The 14804-nt window shown below is 73.0% G+C and carries 14 protein-coding genes, 1 pseudogene and 1 riboswitch; of the genes and pseudogenes, 7 read left to right on the top strand and 8 right to left on the bottom strand.

The features are described 5' to 3' along the window. Positions 1 to 335 precede the first annotated feature (335 nt). Complete coding sequence (locus tag AY578_RS08650) at positions 336 to 1331, top strand: 2-hydroxyacid dehydrogenase (protein WP_019521982.1); 996 nt, start codon at positions 336 to 338, stop codon at positions 1329 to 1331. On the opposite strand, the pseudogene AY578_RS08645 reads toward AY578_RS08650, so the two are convergent. Both AY578_RS08645 and AY578_RS34030 read right to left on the bottom strand, forming a co-directional pair. Next, positions 1283 to 3165: pseudogene (locus AY578_RS08645) on the bottom strand (phenazine-specific anthranilate synthase component I). The gene AY578_RS08650 and the pseudogene AY578_RS08645 overlap by 49 nt on opposite strands. A gap of 107 nt (positions 3166 to 3272) precedes the next feature. After that, a complete protein-coding gene (locus tag AY578_RS34030) occupies positions 3273 to 3329 on the bottom strand; it encodes a trp operon leader peptide (RefSeq protein WP_078493144.1) in 57 nt (18 codons plus the stop codon). 179 nt (positions 3330 to 3508) lie between these two features. Between AY578_RS34030 and AY578_RS08640 the strand changes: the two genes are divergently transcribed. Both AY578_RS08640 and AY578_RS08635 read left to right on the top strand, forming a co-directional pair. After that, positions 3509 to 4864, top strand: coding sequence for a class II 3-deoxy-7-phosphoheptulonate synthase (locus tag AY578_RS08640; protein WP_026243387.1), 1356 nt, complete (start codon positions 3509 to 3511; stop codon positions 4862 to 4864). Between the two features lie 154 nt (positions 4865 to 5018). Further along, positions 5019 to 5258, top strand: a complete 240-nt coding sequence (locus tag AY578_RS08635; protein WP_019521979.1) for a (2Fe-2S)-binding protein — start codon at positions 5019 to 5021, stop codon at positions 5256 to 5258. A 27-nt stretch (positions 5259 to 5285) separates the two neighbouring features. On the opposite strand, the gene bfr is transcribed toward AY578_RS08635, so the two are convergent. Continuing rightward, positions 5286 to 5804, bottom strand: a complete 519-nt coding sequence (gene bfr / locus AY578_RS08630; protein ID WP_019521978.1) for a bacterioferritin — start codon at positions 5802 to 5804, stop codon at positions 5286 to 5288. Between the two features lie 185 nt (positions 5805 to 5989). Between bfr and AY578_RS08625 the strand changes: the two genes are divergently transcribed. Beyond that, entirely contained in the window at positions 5990 to 6637 is a 648-nt protein-coding gene (locus tag AY578_RS08625; RefSeq protein WP_258902226.1) for a sulfite oxidase-like oxidoreductase, read from the top strand. A 12-nt stretch (positions 6638 to 6649) separates the two neighbouring features. Here AY578_RS08625 and AY578_RS08620 read toward each other — a convergent pair whose 3' ends face one another. The 5 genes from AY578_RS08620 to thiO all read right to left on the bottom strand — a co-directional run bounded on the left by AY578_RS08620 (position 6650) and on the right by thiO (position 11816). Continuing rightward, positions 6650 to 7528 carry a deoxyribonuclease IV gene (locus AY578_RS08620; RefSeq protein WP_210634360.1) on the bottom strand — a complete coding sequence of 293 codons (879 nt, stop codon included), beginning with the start codon at positions 7526 to 7528 and terminating at the stop codon, positions 6650 to 6652. Between the two features lie 49 nt (positions 7529 to 7577). Next, positions 7578 to 9503, bottom strand: coding sequence for a Stk1 family PASTA domain-containing Ser/Thr kinase (gene pknB, locus AY578_RS08615; protein ID WP_019521975.1), 1926 nt, complete (start codon positions 9501 to 9503; stop codon positions 7578 to 7580). Between the two features lie 131 nt (positions 9504 to 9634). Next, positions 9635 to 10429: a thiazole synthase gene (locus AY578_RS08610; protein WP_019521974.1), complete on the bottom strand. Its 795-nt coding sequence runs from the start codon at positions 10427 to 10429 to the stop codon at positions 9635 to 9637. A 2-nt stretch (positions 10430 to 10431) separates the two neighbouring features. Next, positions 10432 to 10653: a sulfur carrier protein ThiS gene (gene thiS / locus AY578_RS08605; RefSeq protein WP_093767983.1), complete on the bottom strand. Its 222-nt coding sequence runs from the start codon at positions 10651 to 10653 to the stop codon at positions 10432 to 10434. Beyond that, positions 10650 to 11816 carry a glycine oxidase ThiO gene (thiO, locus tag AY578_RS08600; RefSeq protein WP_019521972.1) on the bottom strand — a complete coding sequence of 389 codons (1167 nt, stop codon included), beginning with the start codon at positions 11814 to 11816 and terminating at the stop codon, positions 10650 to 10652. Before thiO ends, thiS begins: the two co-directional genes overlap by 4 nt. Beyond that, a riboswitch (TPP riboswitch) is annotated at positions 11814 to 11925 on the bottom strand. It overlaps the preceding gene by 3 nt. Positions 11926 to 12020: 95 nt before the next feature. Between thiO and AY578_RS08595 the strand changes: the two genes are divergently transcribed. The 3 genes from AY578_RS08595 to thiE all read left to right on the top strand — a co-directional run bounded on the left by AY578_RS08595 (position 12021) and on the right by thiE (position 14693). Continuing rightward, positions 12021 to 13256: an NAD(P)/FAD-dependent oxidoreductase gene (locus AY578_RS08595; RefSeq protein WP_136237774.1), complete on the top strand. Its 1236-nt coding sequence runs from the start codon at positions 12021 to 12023 to the stop codon at positions 13254 to 13256. Between the two features lie 67 nt (positions 13257 to 13323). Further along, positions 13324 to 13689, top strand: a complete 366-nt coding sequence (locus tag AY578_RS08590) for an Rv2175c family DNA-binding protein (protein ID WP_019521970.1) — start codon at positions 13324 to 13326, stop codon at positions 13687 to 13689. Positions 13690 to 14033: 344 nt separating this feature from the next. Continuing rightward, positions 14034 to 14693: a thiamine phosphate synthase gene (gene thiE, locus AY578_RS08585; RefSeq protein WP_136237773.1), complete on the top strand. Its 660-nt coding sequence runs from the start codon at positions 14034 to 14036 to the stop codon at positions 14691 to 14693. Positions 14694 to 14804 lie beyond the last annotated feature (111 nt).

The raw sequence follows: 14804 nt of genomic DNA, 5'->3' as shown, positions 1-14804 counted from the left end.
GGCCCCTCTCGGAGAGCCTTGGCTTCAGCGTCGTACCTGCGGCTGACGGGGTGCCTCGCGTTGTCGTCCGCCGGGTGCGGCCCGTCGGGGGCTGGTCGCGCAGTTCCCCGCGCCCCTGAGGGGCGCTTCCGCCGCCCCGGCCGCGGGCAGTCGTGCCGCTGGGGCGAATGGGGGAGGGTGGGCGCGGCGGCACCCCGCGAGCGCCGGGCTGCGCAACACCCCCGCCCCGCACCGACACCGCGCACGGACCCGATCGGCCCAAGGCACCCTCACCCACGGCCCCGTATCCTCACGGAGCAGGGAAGCAAACCATCCCAAACCCCCGGAGGGGCCCCGTGGAGATCCTCGCCTTCGGCGTCCAAGCAGACGAAAAGCCCCTCATCACCCGCGCCTTCGCCGGCCACCACCCCGTCCACCCCCTCGACGTCTTCCTCACCAACGACACCGCCCCCATCGCCGCCGGCCACGAGATCATCTCCACCAGCGTCAACTGCGATCTCGGCCCCGACGTCCTGGCGAACCTCGCCGCCGGCGGCACCCGGATGGTCGCCCAGCGCTCCACCGGCTTCAACAACGTCGACCTCGACGTCGCCGAACGCCTCGGCATCACCGTCGCCCGCGTCTCCTCCTACTCCCCGTACTCCGTCGCCGAGTTCGCCTGGACCCTCGCCATGGCGGTCAACCGCCGTATCGTCCGCGCCTCCACCCGCACCCGCGACTTCGACTTCCGCCTGAACGGGCTGATGGGCCGCGACCTGCACGGCCGCACCGCCGGCGTGCTCGGCACCGGGAAGATCGGCGAGGCGTTCGCCCGCATCGCCCACGGCTTCGGCATGCGGCTGCTCGGCTGGGACGTCCACGAGAACCCGGCCTGCCGGGAGCTGGGCATGACGTACGTACCGAAGGAGCGGCTGCTCGCCGAGTCCGACCTGGTCAGCCTGCACGTGCCGCTGCTGCCGGAGACCCGGCACCTCATCGACGCGACCGCGCTGAAGTCCATGCGGGACGACGCGATCCTCGTCAACTCCAGCCGGGGAGGCCTGGTCGACACCGCCGCCCTCGTCGACGAGCTGCGCGCCGGCCGCTTCACCGGCGTCGGCCTGGACGTGTACGAGGCGGAGGCGGGCCTGTTCTTCCTCGACAAGTCCCTGGAGGCCGTCGACGACGACACCCTGGCCCGCCTCGTCACCTTCCCCAACGTCCTGGTCACGTCCCACCAGGCGTACTACACCGTGGACGCGGTCGGCCAGATCGTCGCGACGACCCTGGAGAACGTCCTCGACTACCTCGCCGGCCGCCGCTCCGGGAACGTGCTGGTGCCGCGCAGCTGACCCATCAGCTCCCGCACCACGGCCGCGCCGTTCAGGCTCAGCACCGACTCGGGGTGGAACTGCACGCCCGCGAAACCGGGACCCCGCACCGCGTGCACCTCGCCGTTCGCCGCGCGGCTCACCTCGACGCCGTGGGCGGCCAGTTCCCGCGCGGCCTCCTCGTCGCACGTCGCCACGAAGCTGTTGTAGAAGCCGACCGTCTCCGGCCGCCCGAACAGGTCGATCTCCGTCTGCGCCCCCTGGTACGGCACCTCCTTGCGGACGATGTCCAGGCCCAGCTCGGCCGCGATCAGCTCATGGCCGAGGCAGACGCCGAGCACGCCGTGCCGGTTGCCGGCGATCACCTCGGCGGTCAGCCCGCGCAGGAACCGCATCTTGGGGTCGGCCGTGTCCGAGGGGTCGCCGGGCCCGGGGCCCAGCACCAGCGGGCCCTCGTGCGCGAGCGCCGCCTGCCGCAGTCCGGGCTCGTCGTAACGGCGCACGGTGACCTCCAGGCCGGCCGCCCGCAGCACATGGGCGAGCATCGCGGTGAAGGTGTCCTCCGCGTCCACCACCAGGGCGTGCCCGGTGAGCGCGTCCGACCGCTCCTGCATCCGCAGCCAGAACGGCGCGAGCGAGGCCCGGCGCCCGTCCAGCGCGGCCCGCACCCGCGGGTCCTCCGCCAGCCTCGGCCGCACCGCCTCCGCACGCGGCCGCCCCGGGCGCGCACGCCCAGCGCGGCCAGCACCCCGGCCGCCTTGGCGTGGGTCTCGGCGACCTCGCCGGCCGGGTCCGAGCCGCGTACCAGCGTGGCGCCGACCGGCACCCGCAGCCGCCCGGCCGCGTCGATGTCGGCGGTGCGGATCAGGATGGGGGAGTCCAGCGTCTGGGCGCCGCCCTCGTCCCGGCCGATCAGGGCCAGCGCGCCCGCGTAGTAGCCGCGTCCGCCGGCCTCGTGCCGCTCGATCACCCGGCATGCGTTCTGCACCGGCGAGCCGGTGACGGTCGCCGCGAACATCGTCTCCCGCAGCACCTCGCGCACGTCCAGCGAGGACCGGCCGCGCAATTCGTACTCGGTGTGCGCGAGGTGCGCCATCTCCTTCAGCCGGGGGCCGATCACCACGCCGCCCCGGTCGCCGACGGTGCACATCATCTTGAGCTCCTCGTCGACGACCATCGACAGCTCCTCGATCTCCTTGCCGTCGGCGAGGAAGCGGAGCAGGTGCTCGGGGGTGGGGCCCTCGGCGGGGTAGCGGTACGTCCCGCTGATCGGGTTCATCACGACGGTCCCGCCGGACGCGCGCACATGCACCTCCGGGCTCGCACCCACGAGAGTGCGCTCCCCGGTGTGGACGACGAACGTCCAGTACGCGCCCCGCTCGCCCTCCAGCAGCCGCCGGAACAGCGCGAGGGCGTCGGCCCGTCCGAACCCGGGGATCTCACCCTCGTACGTTCTGCGGATCACGAAGTTGGCGCCCTCGCCGCGTCCGATCTCCTCGTCGAGCACCCGGCCGACGATCCGCGCGTACTCCTCGTCGCCGACGTCGAAGCCGCCGCCCTCGACCCGCACGTCGTGCGCGGGGAGCGCCGCCAGCGCCTCGTCGAGCGGGATCTCGTGACGCTCCTCGGGCGTCAGCACCAGCAGCGGGGTGCCGTCGTCGCGGACGTCGAAGCCGCGCTCGCGGATCTGCCGGAAGGGCACCAGGGCCAGACCCTCGTCGGGCAGGTCGGCCAGACGGTCACGGGAGGCGACCGGGCCGATCAGCAGCTCCACCGTGTCGTGGTCGTGGCCGGGGGTGCGGCGGCGCAGCAGGGCGAAGGGGCGGTCGTCGTGCGGGAGCCGTGCCAGGTCCATGGGGCGTTCCTCGTTTCGTCGCTGTCGTGAGCGGTGAGGAACGGCCCCGGAAACCACCGAAGGCCGCCCCTCGGGCGGCCTTCGCGAAGTCGGTTGCGTACGCGCAGTCAGTGGGCCGCCGGATGAGCGGTCCACCACCAGGTACGGGTCGAGTGCGCGAACATGGAAAGCACGCTACACGATGACAACCGTGACGCGTGAGCCTCGGCGTCGTTGCCCAGGTCGCTCCCTCCACCCCCCGGCGGGGACGGCGGATCCGGTCCGGTCCGCGAGGCCGGACGGAGCCGTCTCACTGGATGAGCGAGGCCAAAGGCACCCGAAGTGACCGCGTACTGTGGAGCTCGTGACCGTGAACGCTGATTCTCTGAGCGTCGCCGCACAGGCGACATGGCGAAACCTGCCCGCGGCGCAGCAGCCCGAGTACCCCGATGCCGAGGCTCTGCGCGATGTGATCGCGGACCTCGAGTCGTATCCGCCGCTGGTCTTCGCCGGCGAGTGCGACCAGCTGCGAGCCCGTATGGCGGCGGTCGCCCGAGGCGAGGCGTTCCTCCTTCAGGGCGGCGACTGCGCCGAGTCGTTCGACGCGGTGTCCGCCGAGCACATCCGGGCGAAGCTCAAGACGCTGCTCCAGATGGGCGCCGTCCTCACCTACGCCGCCTCCGTGCCGGTCGTGAAGGTCGGGCGGATCGCCGGGCAGTACTCCAAGCCGCGCTCCAAGCCGACCGAGACCCGTGACGGTGTGACGCTGCCGACGTACCGGGGCGACTCGGTCAACGGCTTCGAGTTCACCGAGGAGGCCCGGATCCCGGACCCGGAGCGGCTGAAGCGGATGTACAACGCGTCCGCCTCCACGCTCAACCTGGTGCGCGCCTTCACCACCGGCGGTTACGCCGACCTGCGCCAGGTGCACGCCTGGAACCAGGACTTCGTGAAGTCGTCGCCGTCCGGCCAGCGCTACGAGCAGCTAGCGCGGGAGATCGACCAGGCGCTGAACTTCATGCGGGCCTGCGGCGCGGAGCCGGAGGAGTTCAAGACCGTCGAGTTCTTCTCGTCGCACGAGGCGCTGCTGCTCGACTACGAGTCGGCGCTCACCCGCGTGGACTCCCGCACGGGTCAGCTCTACGACGTCTCCGCGCACATGGTGTGGATCGGTGAGCGCACCCGGCAGCTGGACCACGCGCACATCGAGTTCGCCTCGCGGATCCGCAACCCGATCGGCATCAAGCTCGGCCCGACCACGACGGCCGAGGAGGCGCTGCAGTACATCGACCGCCTCGACCCGGAGCGGGAGCCCGGCCGGCTGACGTTCATCGTCCGGATGGGCGCGGACAAGATCCGCGACAAGCTCCCGGAGCTGGTGGAGAAGGTGACCGCGTCCGGCGCGACCGTGGCGTGGGTGACGGACCCGATGCACGGCAACACCTTCGAGGCCGCCTCCGGGCACAAGACCCGCCGCTTCGACGACGTGCTCGACGAGGTGAAGGGCTTCTTCGAGGTCCACAAGGAGCTGGGCACCCACCCGGGCGGCATCCATGTGGAGCTCACGGGCGACGACGTCACCGAGTGCGTGGGCGGCGGCGACGAGATCTTCGTCGACGACCTGCACCAGCGTTACGAGACGGCGTGCGACCCGCGGCTGAACCGCAGCCAGTCGCTCGACCTGGCGTTCCTGGTTGCGGAGATGTACCGCGACCAGTGACCGGCTGATCGAAGTCGGGGGTGGGGCGTGTCTCACACGGGACGGCGCCCCACCCCCCTTTCGTGCCCGCGAAGGGCGCAGGTAAGGTTAGGTTTGCCTCACCGACGGAGGGTCGGTACGGCACGACCCAGATCTTCGTCGGGAGGTGACCCGCGTGTTCGTCTGCAGCTGCTTCGGCGTGACCGAGGAACAGGTGAAGAGCCACGCGGAAGCCGGTGCCTGCACGCCCCGGCAGATCGCCTCCGCCTGCAAGGCCGGCACGGACTGCGGCGGCTGCGTCCGGCGCATCCAGGCGCTGCTCGGCCGCGGCGCCTGTCCCCGGCGGCAGGTCATCGACCAGGGCGGGCAGCCGCTCGTGGCCGAGGTCGCGACGGAGGTCCCGGAAGCCGCCTAGGCGCGCCTCGCGGGTTCCCCGGCGCCGTCAGGGCGTCTTGAACCCGTGCGTCCCGGGGCCCGAGGGGTCCGGCTGGGTCTGCTCGATCACCGTCGACAGGTAGAGCGCCTCGCCCAGTTTGTCGATCAGCTCCAGCTGGGTGTCCAGGTAGTCGATGTGGTGCTCCTCGTCGGCCAGGATGGCCTCGAAGATGTTGGCCGAGGTGATGTCGTTCTTGTTGCGCATGACCTCGACGCCGCGGCGGAGCCGGTCGATCGCCTCGAGTTCGATCTCGCGGTCGGCCTGGAACATCTCGGTGACGGTCTGCCCTACGCGGACGTGGAACAGCCGCTGGTAGTTCGGCAGGCCGTCCAGCAGCAGGATCCGGTCGGTGAGCAGCTCCGCGTGACGCATCTCGTCGAAGGACTCGTCGCGGGTGTACTTGGCGAGCTTGTACCAGCCCTTGTGGTCCTGGAGCTTGGAGTGCAGGAAGTACTGGTTGATCGCCGTGAGCTCGGCGGTCAGCTGCTCGTTGAGGAACTCGATGACCTCGGGATCGCCCTGCATGGCACGGGCTCCTTCCGCGTGGGGGGAATGTGCGGGTCGGGGCGCATGATTGCATCGGCGCGGAAGATCTTCCAGTAAGTCTTGACTTAGTAAGTAATCCCACGCTTGGTCCGTTCTGGCCCTGAATGGCCGATTGTGCGGGGCCCGGTTCAGGAGCATGGCCACCGGTCTGTCAGGATGGAGACATGGGTCAGCCGGCGGAACGCGAATCGGAGGAGCGCGCGACACGAGGAGCGGCGGATCTCCAGCTCCCGCCGGGACAGCGGCTTCAGAAGGGCTGGCCGGTCACCCACTACGGGCCGGTCCCCAAGTTCCGCCCGGAGCGCTGGGAGTTCCGGGTCTTCGGCGCCACCGCCGACGGCGAGAAGCACGGCTGGACCCACGAGGAGTTCACGGCGCTGCCGTACACGACGGTCGAGGCCGATCTGCACTGCGTGACCAAGTTCAGCATGGTCGGCGCGGAGTGGGGCGGGATCCCGGCGCGCACAGTGGTGGAGATCGCCCCGCCCGCCCAGGACGTCACCCATGTGATGGTGTGGGCGGAGTACGGCTTCAGCTCCAACCTGCGGCTCGAGGACTTCACGTCCGAGCGCACACTGTTCGCCACCCACAAGGACGGTGAGCTGCTCACCGCCGAGCACGGCTTCCCGCTGCGCCTGATCGTGCCGCACCTGTACGCGTGGAAGGGCCCGAAATGGGTCCGCGGCGTGGAGTACATGACCGCCGACCGCCGGGGCTTCTGGGAGGAGCGCGGCTACCACAACGTCGGCGACCCCTGGAAGGAGCAGCGCTACTCCTACCAGGAGGAGCCCGGGGAGGGCCCCGAGCTGTAGGACGCGGGGCCGTCAGCCGTCGCGGAGCTTCTTCAGCCGTTCCACGTCCGCCGCGTGTCCCTCCTTGCCGCCGGGCGTCTCGATGATCAGGGGTACGCCCGCGGTCTCCGGGTGCGTCATCAGGTCCCGGAACGGGTCCTCGCCGATGTGTCCCGCGCCGATGTTGGCGTGCCGGTCCTTGTGGGCGCCGACGACGTCCTTGGAGTCGTTGGCGTGGATCAGCTTCAGCCGTCCCGTGCCGACGGTCGCGGCCAGCTCGTCCAGGGCGCGGTGCGCGCCGCCGGGTCCCGCCAGGTCGTGCCCGGCGGCGAAGACATGGCAGGTGTCCAGGCAGACGCCGAGCTTCGGATGGGCGTCCAGCTGCTCGACGTACGGGCCCAGGTCCTCGACCAGGGAGCACAGCGAGGCGCCCTGGCCGGCGGTCGGCTCCAGCAGCAGGTACGGGTCGTCGTCCCGGGTCAGCTCGTCCAGCAGCGGCAGCATGTGCTCCCGTACCTGCTTCAGCGCCACCGCGCGGTCACGGCCGCCGGTCGCGCTGCCGGTGTGCACCACCACGCCCAGCGCGCCGATCTCCCGGCCGCGGCGCAGCGAGTGCCGCAGGGACTCCACGGACCGCTCCACGGTCGCCTCGGTGTGTGAGCCGAAGTTGATCAGGTACGGGGCGTGCACGTACGCCGGGACGGAGGCCTCGGCGCAGGCCGCGCGGAAGGCCTCGTCCTGGAGGGGGTTGCCCACCGGGGTGGCCCAGCCGCGCGGGTTGGCGACGAAGACCTGCACGGTCTCCGCGCCCAGGTCACGGGCGTAGGACAGGCCGACGGAGTGCAGACCGCCGGCCACGGGGACGTGGCTGCCGATCGGGTTGCGGACGGGGCCGGACGGGTGACTCTTCACCCGTCAAGGGTGTCACGGACGCGTGTGTCCCCCGGACGGCCCCCCTCCGTCACCTGATCTTGAGGGTGATCGTGGAGCCCTTGGGCGCCGTCTCGCCGCCGTCCACCGACTGGTCCTTGACGGTGTCGCCGAACAGGCCCAGCAGCCCGCGGTCCTCCTTCACGCCGAACCCGGCGCCCTCCAGCTTCTCGCGGGCCTCGTCCACGCTGTCGCCGACGACGTCCGGCACCTCGACCATCTCCGGGCCCTTGGACAGGGTGAGGGTGACGGTGTCGCCCTCCGCGACCTCACCGCCGGCGCCCGGGGTCTGCCGGGCCACCTTGCCGGCGTCGTGCTCGGAGTGGACCCGCTCCTCGGCGATCTCCACCTTGAGCCCGGCCTCCTCCAGCTCGGCGCGCGCGTCCTCCGGGTCGTCGCCGGTGACGTCGGGCACGTCCACCGGGCTGCCCTTGCTCACGGTCAGCTTCACCGCCGTGCCCGCGCGGACCTTGGTGCCCTTGCCCGGCTCGGTGGAGATCACCGCGTCCCTGGGCACGGTGTCGCTGAACTCGCGGGTCACCATGCCCGGCTTCAGGCCCTCGTCCTCCAGCAGCGAGCGCGCCTTGTCCAGCCGGTAGCCGTCCAGGTCGGGCACGCGGACCGTCTGCGGGCCCTTGGACACGGTCAGGGACACCGAGGCGCTGCCGCGGACGCGGGCGCCGGCCGCCGGGTCGGTGCCGATCACCTTGCCCCGCTCGACGGTGTCGCTGTACTCCTCCTTGACCTCGCCGACCTCGAGCCCCGCCTCGGCGAGGCGGTCCCGGGCCTGCTGCTCCGTCTTCGACAGCACCGGCGGGACCTTGGTGAACTGGCCGGAGTTGATGTACCAGATGCCCGCGCCCAGGCCGAGCACCAGCAGTACCGCCACGACGATCGCGGCGGGGCCGCGGCGCACGGCCGTGCGCCGCCGGGGCGGCAGCGGGGGAGGGGACCGGAAGCGGCTGGTGCGGTGCACCTGGTCCGCGTCGTCGTCCTCGTTCACGGGGAGGGGACGCGGCACGGTGAGCGAGCGCGGGATGACGCTGGTGCGGTCGTCGGCGTTGTCGTGCTCCGCGGACAGCGCCTGCGGGGGCAGCGCGTCGAGCTGCTCGTCGGTGAGCCGGCCGCGCCCCTCGCGGGTCAGGGCGAACAGCGCCACCGCGTCGGCCGGGCGGGCCCCCGCGTCGCGCGCGGTCGCCGCCGCGACCAGCGAGTCCAGCGCGGGCGCCAGGCCGGGCACCACCGAGGAGGGCGGCGGCACGTCGTCGTGCAGGTGCTTGTAGAGGACGATCGCGGGGGAGTCACCGTCGTGCGGCTTCTCGCCGGTCAGCATCTCGTAGAGCAGGATGCCGCAGGCGTACACGTCGACGCGGGGGTCGGCGGTGCCGTGCTCTATCTGCTCCGGGGCCAGGTACGACACGGTGCCCAGCACCGTGCCCGTGCTGTTGGTGACCGTGTCCACCGAGCGGACCAGCCCGAAGTCGGCGACCTTGACCCGGCCGTCGTCCCCGATCAGCACGTTCTCCGGCTTCATGTCGCGGTGCACGAACCCCGCGCGGTGGGCGGCGCCCAGCGCGGCCAGCACCGGCTCCAGGATGTCCAGCGCGGCCCGCGCCTGCAGCGCCCCGCGCTCCCGCAGCACGTCCCGCAGGGTGCAGCCCGGGATGTACTCCATCGCCAGGTAGACGTACCCCCCGTCGGTGCCCTGGTCGAAGACCTGGACGACGTTGGGATGGGCCAGCCGGGCGACGGACTTGGCCTCGCGGATGAAGCGCTCCACGAAACTGGCGTCGGAGGCCAGCGAGGGGTGCATCACCTTGAGCGCGAGGATGCGGTCGAGGCGGGTGTCCAGGGCCCGGTAGACCGTGGCCATCCCGCCGACGGCGATCCGCGCCTCGACGCGGTAGCGGCCGTCGAGCGTCTGCCCGACCAGCGGGTCCTGAAGGGTCGTGTCCACGCAGCGAGTCTACGAGTCCGTGGTGACAGCCCCGGCCCGTTCAACCGCCGTTGGAGCGGAGCTGTGACCTGTGTTACCCGACCGCGTCCGAAGCACGGTGGGCACGCGGGCCGGAACGCTGCCGTCCGCCGTCAGAACGCGGGCCGTTCCGGGTCCAGCTCCGCCCGGCCCTCGACCGGCGAGGACGCCTGCGCGAAGTGGCGCCGGGGGATGCGCCCCGCCCGCCGCGCGAGCCGCCCCGCCTCCACCGCTGCGCGCATCGCGGTCGCCATCAGCACCGGCTCCTGGGCCCGGGTCACGGCGGACGCCAGCATCACGCCCGCGCAGCCCAGCTCCATCGCCAGGGCCGCGTCCGACGCCGTGCCGGCGCCCGCGTCCAGGATCACCGGCACGCCCGCGCGCTCCACGATCAGCTCGAAGTTGTGCGGGTTGCGGATGCCGAGGCCGGAGCCGATCGGCGAGCCCAGCGGCATCACGGCGGCGCAGCCCACATCCTCCAGCTTCCGCGCCAGCACCGGGTCGTCGTTGGTGTACGGCAGCACCGTGAACCCGTCGTCGACCAGGGTCTCCGCCGCGTCCAGCAGCTCCACCGGGTCCGGCAGCAGGGTGCGCTCGTCCGCCACGACCTCCAGTTTCACCAGGTCCGTGCCCAGTGCCTCCCGGGCCAGCCGCGCGGTGAGCACGGCCTCCCCGGCGGTGAAGCAGCCGGCGGTGTTCGGCAGCACCTCCACGCCCAGCTTCCGCAGCACCGACAGCACCGACCCCTGCACCGAGGGGTCCACCCGCCGCATCGCGACGGTCGTCAGCTCCGTGCCGGACGCCACCAGGGCCCGTTCCAGCACGTCGAGGCTCGGCGCCCCGCCGGTGCCCATGATCAGCCGGGACGTGAAGGTCCGGTCGCCGAGGACGAGGGGATCGTCGGCCATGGTCAGCCTCCTTGGACGGCGGTGAGGACCTCCACCCGGTCCCCTTCGGACAGGGGGGTGGCGGGCCACTGCGCGCGTGGGACGACGGTTTCGTTGAGGGCGGCGGCCACCCCGGAGGGCGCCGCGGTGAGCGACCTGACGACGAGGTCGAGGGCCGTGCCGGGCGGGAACTCCCGGGGCTCGCCGTTGACGGTGACGGTGACCGTGGTGACCGGGGCGTTCATACGGACTGCTCCGCGAGGACGGGGGCGCCGAAGCGCCGGGGGGTGAACGGGAGGGCCTCGTCGGGCAGCTCGCCGGTGGTCAGCACCCGCGCCATGACGTCGCCGGTGACCGGCGTCAGCAGCACGCCGTTGCGGTGGTGCCCGGTGGCGAGGAGCAGCCCGTCGAGGCCGGTCGGGCCGAGCAGCGGCGCGTTGTCGGGGGAGCCGGGGCGCAGTCCCGCGAGCGTCTCGGTGAGCGGCAGCTCGGTGAGTCCCGGCACCAGCTCGTGGGCGTCGCGCAGCAGCTCGTAGACGCCGCCCGCGGTGACCGTGGTGTCCCAGCCCATCTCCTCGCTGGTCGCGCCGATCACCAGCTCGCCGCTCTCACGCGGCACCAGGTAGACGTGGCTGCCGCGCACCACCGCGCGCACCGTGCGGCTCAGGAACGGCCCGGGACGGTCCGGCATGGTCAGTCGCAGCACCTGCCCCTTCACCGGACGCACCGGAGGCAGCACCTCCGCGGGCACGCCCGCCAGCCGCCCGCTCCAGCTGCCGCCGGCCAGCACCACCTGGCCCGCGCCCAGCTCGTCGCCGTCCGCCGTGACCACGCCGGCGGCGCGGTCACGGCGGACGGTGAGCCGCTCGGCCCAGGCGCGGTGCAGCGTGACACCGGCCCGCTCGCAGGCGGTCAGCAGCGCGGACGCCAGCCGGCGCGGGTCGATCTGGTGGTCGCCGTCCACCCGCAGCCCGCCGCGCACCCCCGGCGCGAGCATCGGCTCCAGGCGCCGGCACTCCCGCCCGGTCAGCCACTGCGAGTCGAGCCCGGAGCGCTCGTGCAGGGCGTGCAGCTCGCGCAGATGGGCGCGGTCGTCGGCGTCGAGCGCCACGGCGAGGGTGCCGCAGCGGCGGTAGCCGAGGTCCTGGCCGGTGCGGTCGGACAGCTCGGCCGCGAAGTCGGGATAGCGGCGGGCGGAGGCCAGGTTGAGGCCGAGGAGCGTCTGCTCGCCGTGGTGCAGTTCGGTGACGGCGGCCAGCATCCCGGCCGCCACCCGGGCGGCGCCGCCGCCCGGCTGCGGGTCCACGACCGTCGTGGCGAGACCGGCCTGCGCGGCCCGCCAGGCCGTCACCAGACCGATGATCCCGCCCCCGACGACGAGGACGTCTGAGGTACGCGTGCGCGACATGGGCGTCCAGCCCCTCCCTTCGCCGGCATGACCCGGATCAGGTTCGTACGGTCGGAGGCCGCCAGCCTCCCTCTCAGCCCGGTGCGTCCGGGCTCCCGCGAGTGCGTGTACGCGGGCCACCCTAGCCCGCGCCGCGCCGCACCCGTAAGGGACCCCGCGCGGCAGCGGTCCGGCGCGGCGGGCACGGGTGTCTATGGTGAGCGGGTGAGCGAGCAGACGCAGGAACCGGGACGGGCCGCGCCGCGCCGGGTCGTGGTGGCGGGCGCGGGCATGGCGGGCGTGCAGACCGCCGCGGCGCTGCGGGAGCGGGGCTTCACCGGCGCGGTGACACTGATCGGCGCGGAGCCCCACCAGCCGTACGACCGGCCGCCGTTGTCGAAGGCGGTGCTGCTGGGCACCGCCGAGAGCTCGGCCTTCGACGTGGACTTCGAGGAGCTCGGGATCGAGCTGCGGCTCGGCTGCGAGGTGACGGGACTGCGCGCCGGCGACCACGAGCTGGACACCGAGGCCGGGCCCGTCCCGTACGACGTGCTGGTGATCGCCACCGGCGCGGAACCGCTGCGGCTGCCCGGCGCCGAGGGCGTGCCCGGCGTGCATCTGCTGCGCACCCTGGACGACGCCGTACGCCTGCGGCCGGTGCTCGCCGAGCGGCACGACATCGTGGTGGTGGGCGCGGGCTGGATCGGCGCGGAGTTCGCCACGGCCGCCCGGGAGGCGGGCTGCGCGGTCACCGTCGTCGAGGCCGAGGAACGGCCGCTGGCGGACGTGCTGCCCGCGGAGGTGACCGCGCCGATGACCGCCTGGTACGCGGAGGCCGGCGTCACGCTGCGCACCCACGCGCGCGTGGAGCGCGTCGAGCCCGGCGCCGTGCTCCTCGACGACGGCACCCGGCTGCCCGCCGGCGCGGTCGTCGTCGGCATCGGCGCCCGCCCCGCCACCGCCTGGCTGGCCGGGTCCGGGATCGCCCTCGGCCCGCACGGCGAGGTCCTCGCCGACGAGTATCTGGCGGCCTCCCTGCCCGACGTGTACGCCGTCGGCGACTGCGCGTCTTTCCCCTCCGCCCGCTACGGCGAGCGCCTCCTCGTCCACCACTGGGACAACGCCCTCCAGGGGCCCCGCACGGTCGCCGCGAACATCGTCGGCGGGCCCGAGGAGCGTGAGGTGTACGACCCGGTGCCGTACTTCTGGTCCGAGCAGTTCGGGCGGTTCGTGCAGTACGCCGGGCACCACGCGCACGCCGACCGCACGGTGTGGCGCGGGGACCCGGCCGGCCCGGCGTGGAGCGTGTGCTGGCTGCGCGAGGACCGGCTGGTCGCGCTGCTCGCGGTGGGGCGGCCCCGGGACCTGGCGCAGGGGCGGCGGCTGATCGAGTCGGGCGCGGCGCTGGACTCGGAGCGGGTCGCGGACCCGGCGCGGCCGCTGAAGTCGGCGACGCTCTGACCGACGCGCCCGCGCGCCGGGACGGGGCTGGCTTCCGACTGTCGGTGGCAGGTGGCAGGCTTGTCCCGTGACCGAGATTGACGCAAAGATCGATGCTCTCGTCCCCGCCTGGCTCACCCTCCCCGACATCGCCGAGAAGTTCGGCGTCGAGGTGACGCGCGTCCGGCAGCTGGTCAAGGAGGGCCAGCTCATCGCCGTACGCCGGGGTGAGAACCGCGCGCTGCACGTCCCCGCCGCCTTCATCGACGGGGACAAGATCGTCAAGGGCCTGACCGGGACCCTGACGCTCCTGCGGGACGACGGCTTCACGGTCGAAGAGATGCTGGAGTGGCTTTTCACCCCCGACCCCAGCCTGCCGGGCACCCCCGCGCAGGCCCTCGCGGAGAACCGCGGCACGGAGGTGAAGCGCAGGGCCCAGGCCCTGGCCGTCTGACGCACGTTCCCCGTGACGCCCCGAGGGGCGCGGGGAACTGCGCGCCCGACCCCCACGTACCCGCAGGGGCAGAATCGCGCGACGCCGGGCCCGTACGGTCCGACCGACGTTCCGGTGACCCCCTGAGGGGCGCGGGGAACTGCGCGCTCAGCCCCCACGCACCCGCAGGGAACGAACGCCCCAAGGGGCGCGGGGGAACTGCGCGCTCAGCCCCACGCACCCCTAGGGACCCCCGACCGGGAGCGGCGCGAGCCGCCGCTCCCGGATCCCACGTGCCGCCAGGCACGACATAGGGTTCCGCCGACGAGCCCGCCCGCAGCGCGACCCAACCCCGGGGGGAACCCATGACCCACGCTCCACGCACCCACCTCACCGACGCCCGCGTCTACCTCTGCACCGACGCCCGCAAGCGCCAAGGCGACCTCCCCGACTTCCTGGACGCCGTCCTCGCCCACGGCGTGGACATCGTCCAGCTCCGCGACAAGGGCATGGAGGCCGCCGAAGAGCTCGAGCACCTCGAGGTCTTCGCCGACGCCTGCGCCCGTCACGGCAGACTGCTCGCGGTCAACGACCGCGCCGATGTCGCCCACGCGGCCCGCGCCGACGTCCTCCACCTCGGCCAGGGCGACCTCCCCGTGCCCGCCGCCCGGGCGATCCTCGGCGACGGCATACTCATCGGCCGTTCCACCCACGCCGAGGACGAGGCCGCCGCGGCCGCCGTCCAGCCCGGCGTGGACTACTTCTGCACCGGCCCCTGCTGGCCCACCCCCACCAAGCCCGGCCGTCCCGCCCCCGGCCTGGACCTCGTCCGGTACACCGCCAAGCTCTCCACCGACCGCCCCTGGTTCGCGATCGGCGGCATCGACCTGGCCAACCTCGACCAGGTGCTGGACGCCGGCGCCCGCAGAGTGGTCGTGGTCCGCGCCCTCACCGAGGCGGACGACCCGGGCGCCGCGGCCGCCGAGCTGGCCAGGCGCGTACGCGAGGCCGCGGACGCGGGCTGACCAGCACCGCCCCGAAAACCGCCGACGCGTCTCAACTCTGTCCACACTGTGGACAGCAAGTCGGCAAATCAGACAAATATCCCGCTTCTGGTTGGGACCCCGCCCACCCGT

The organism is Streptomyces thermocarboxydus, from assembly GCF_024760485.1.
GTDB classification, from domain to species: Bacteria; Actinomycetota; Actinomycetes; order Streptomycetales; family Streptomycetaceae; genus Streptomyces; species Streptomyces cellulosae.
Note: the sequence above shows the minus strand (reverse complement) of the source record. Positions and strands in the feature narration are given on the sequence as shown.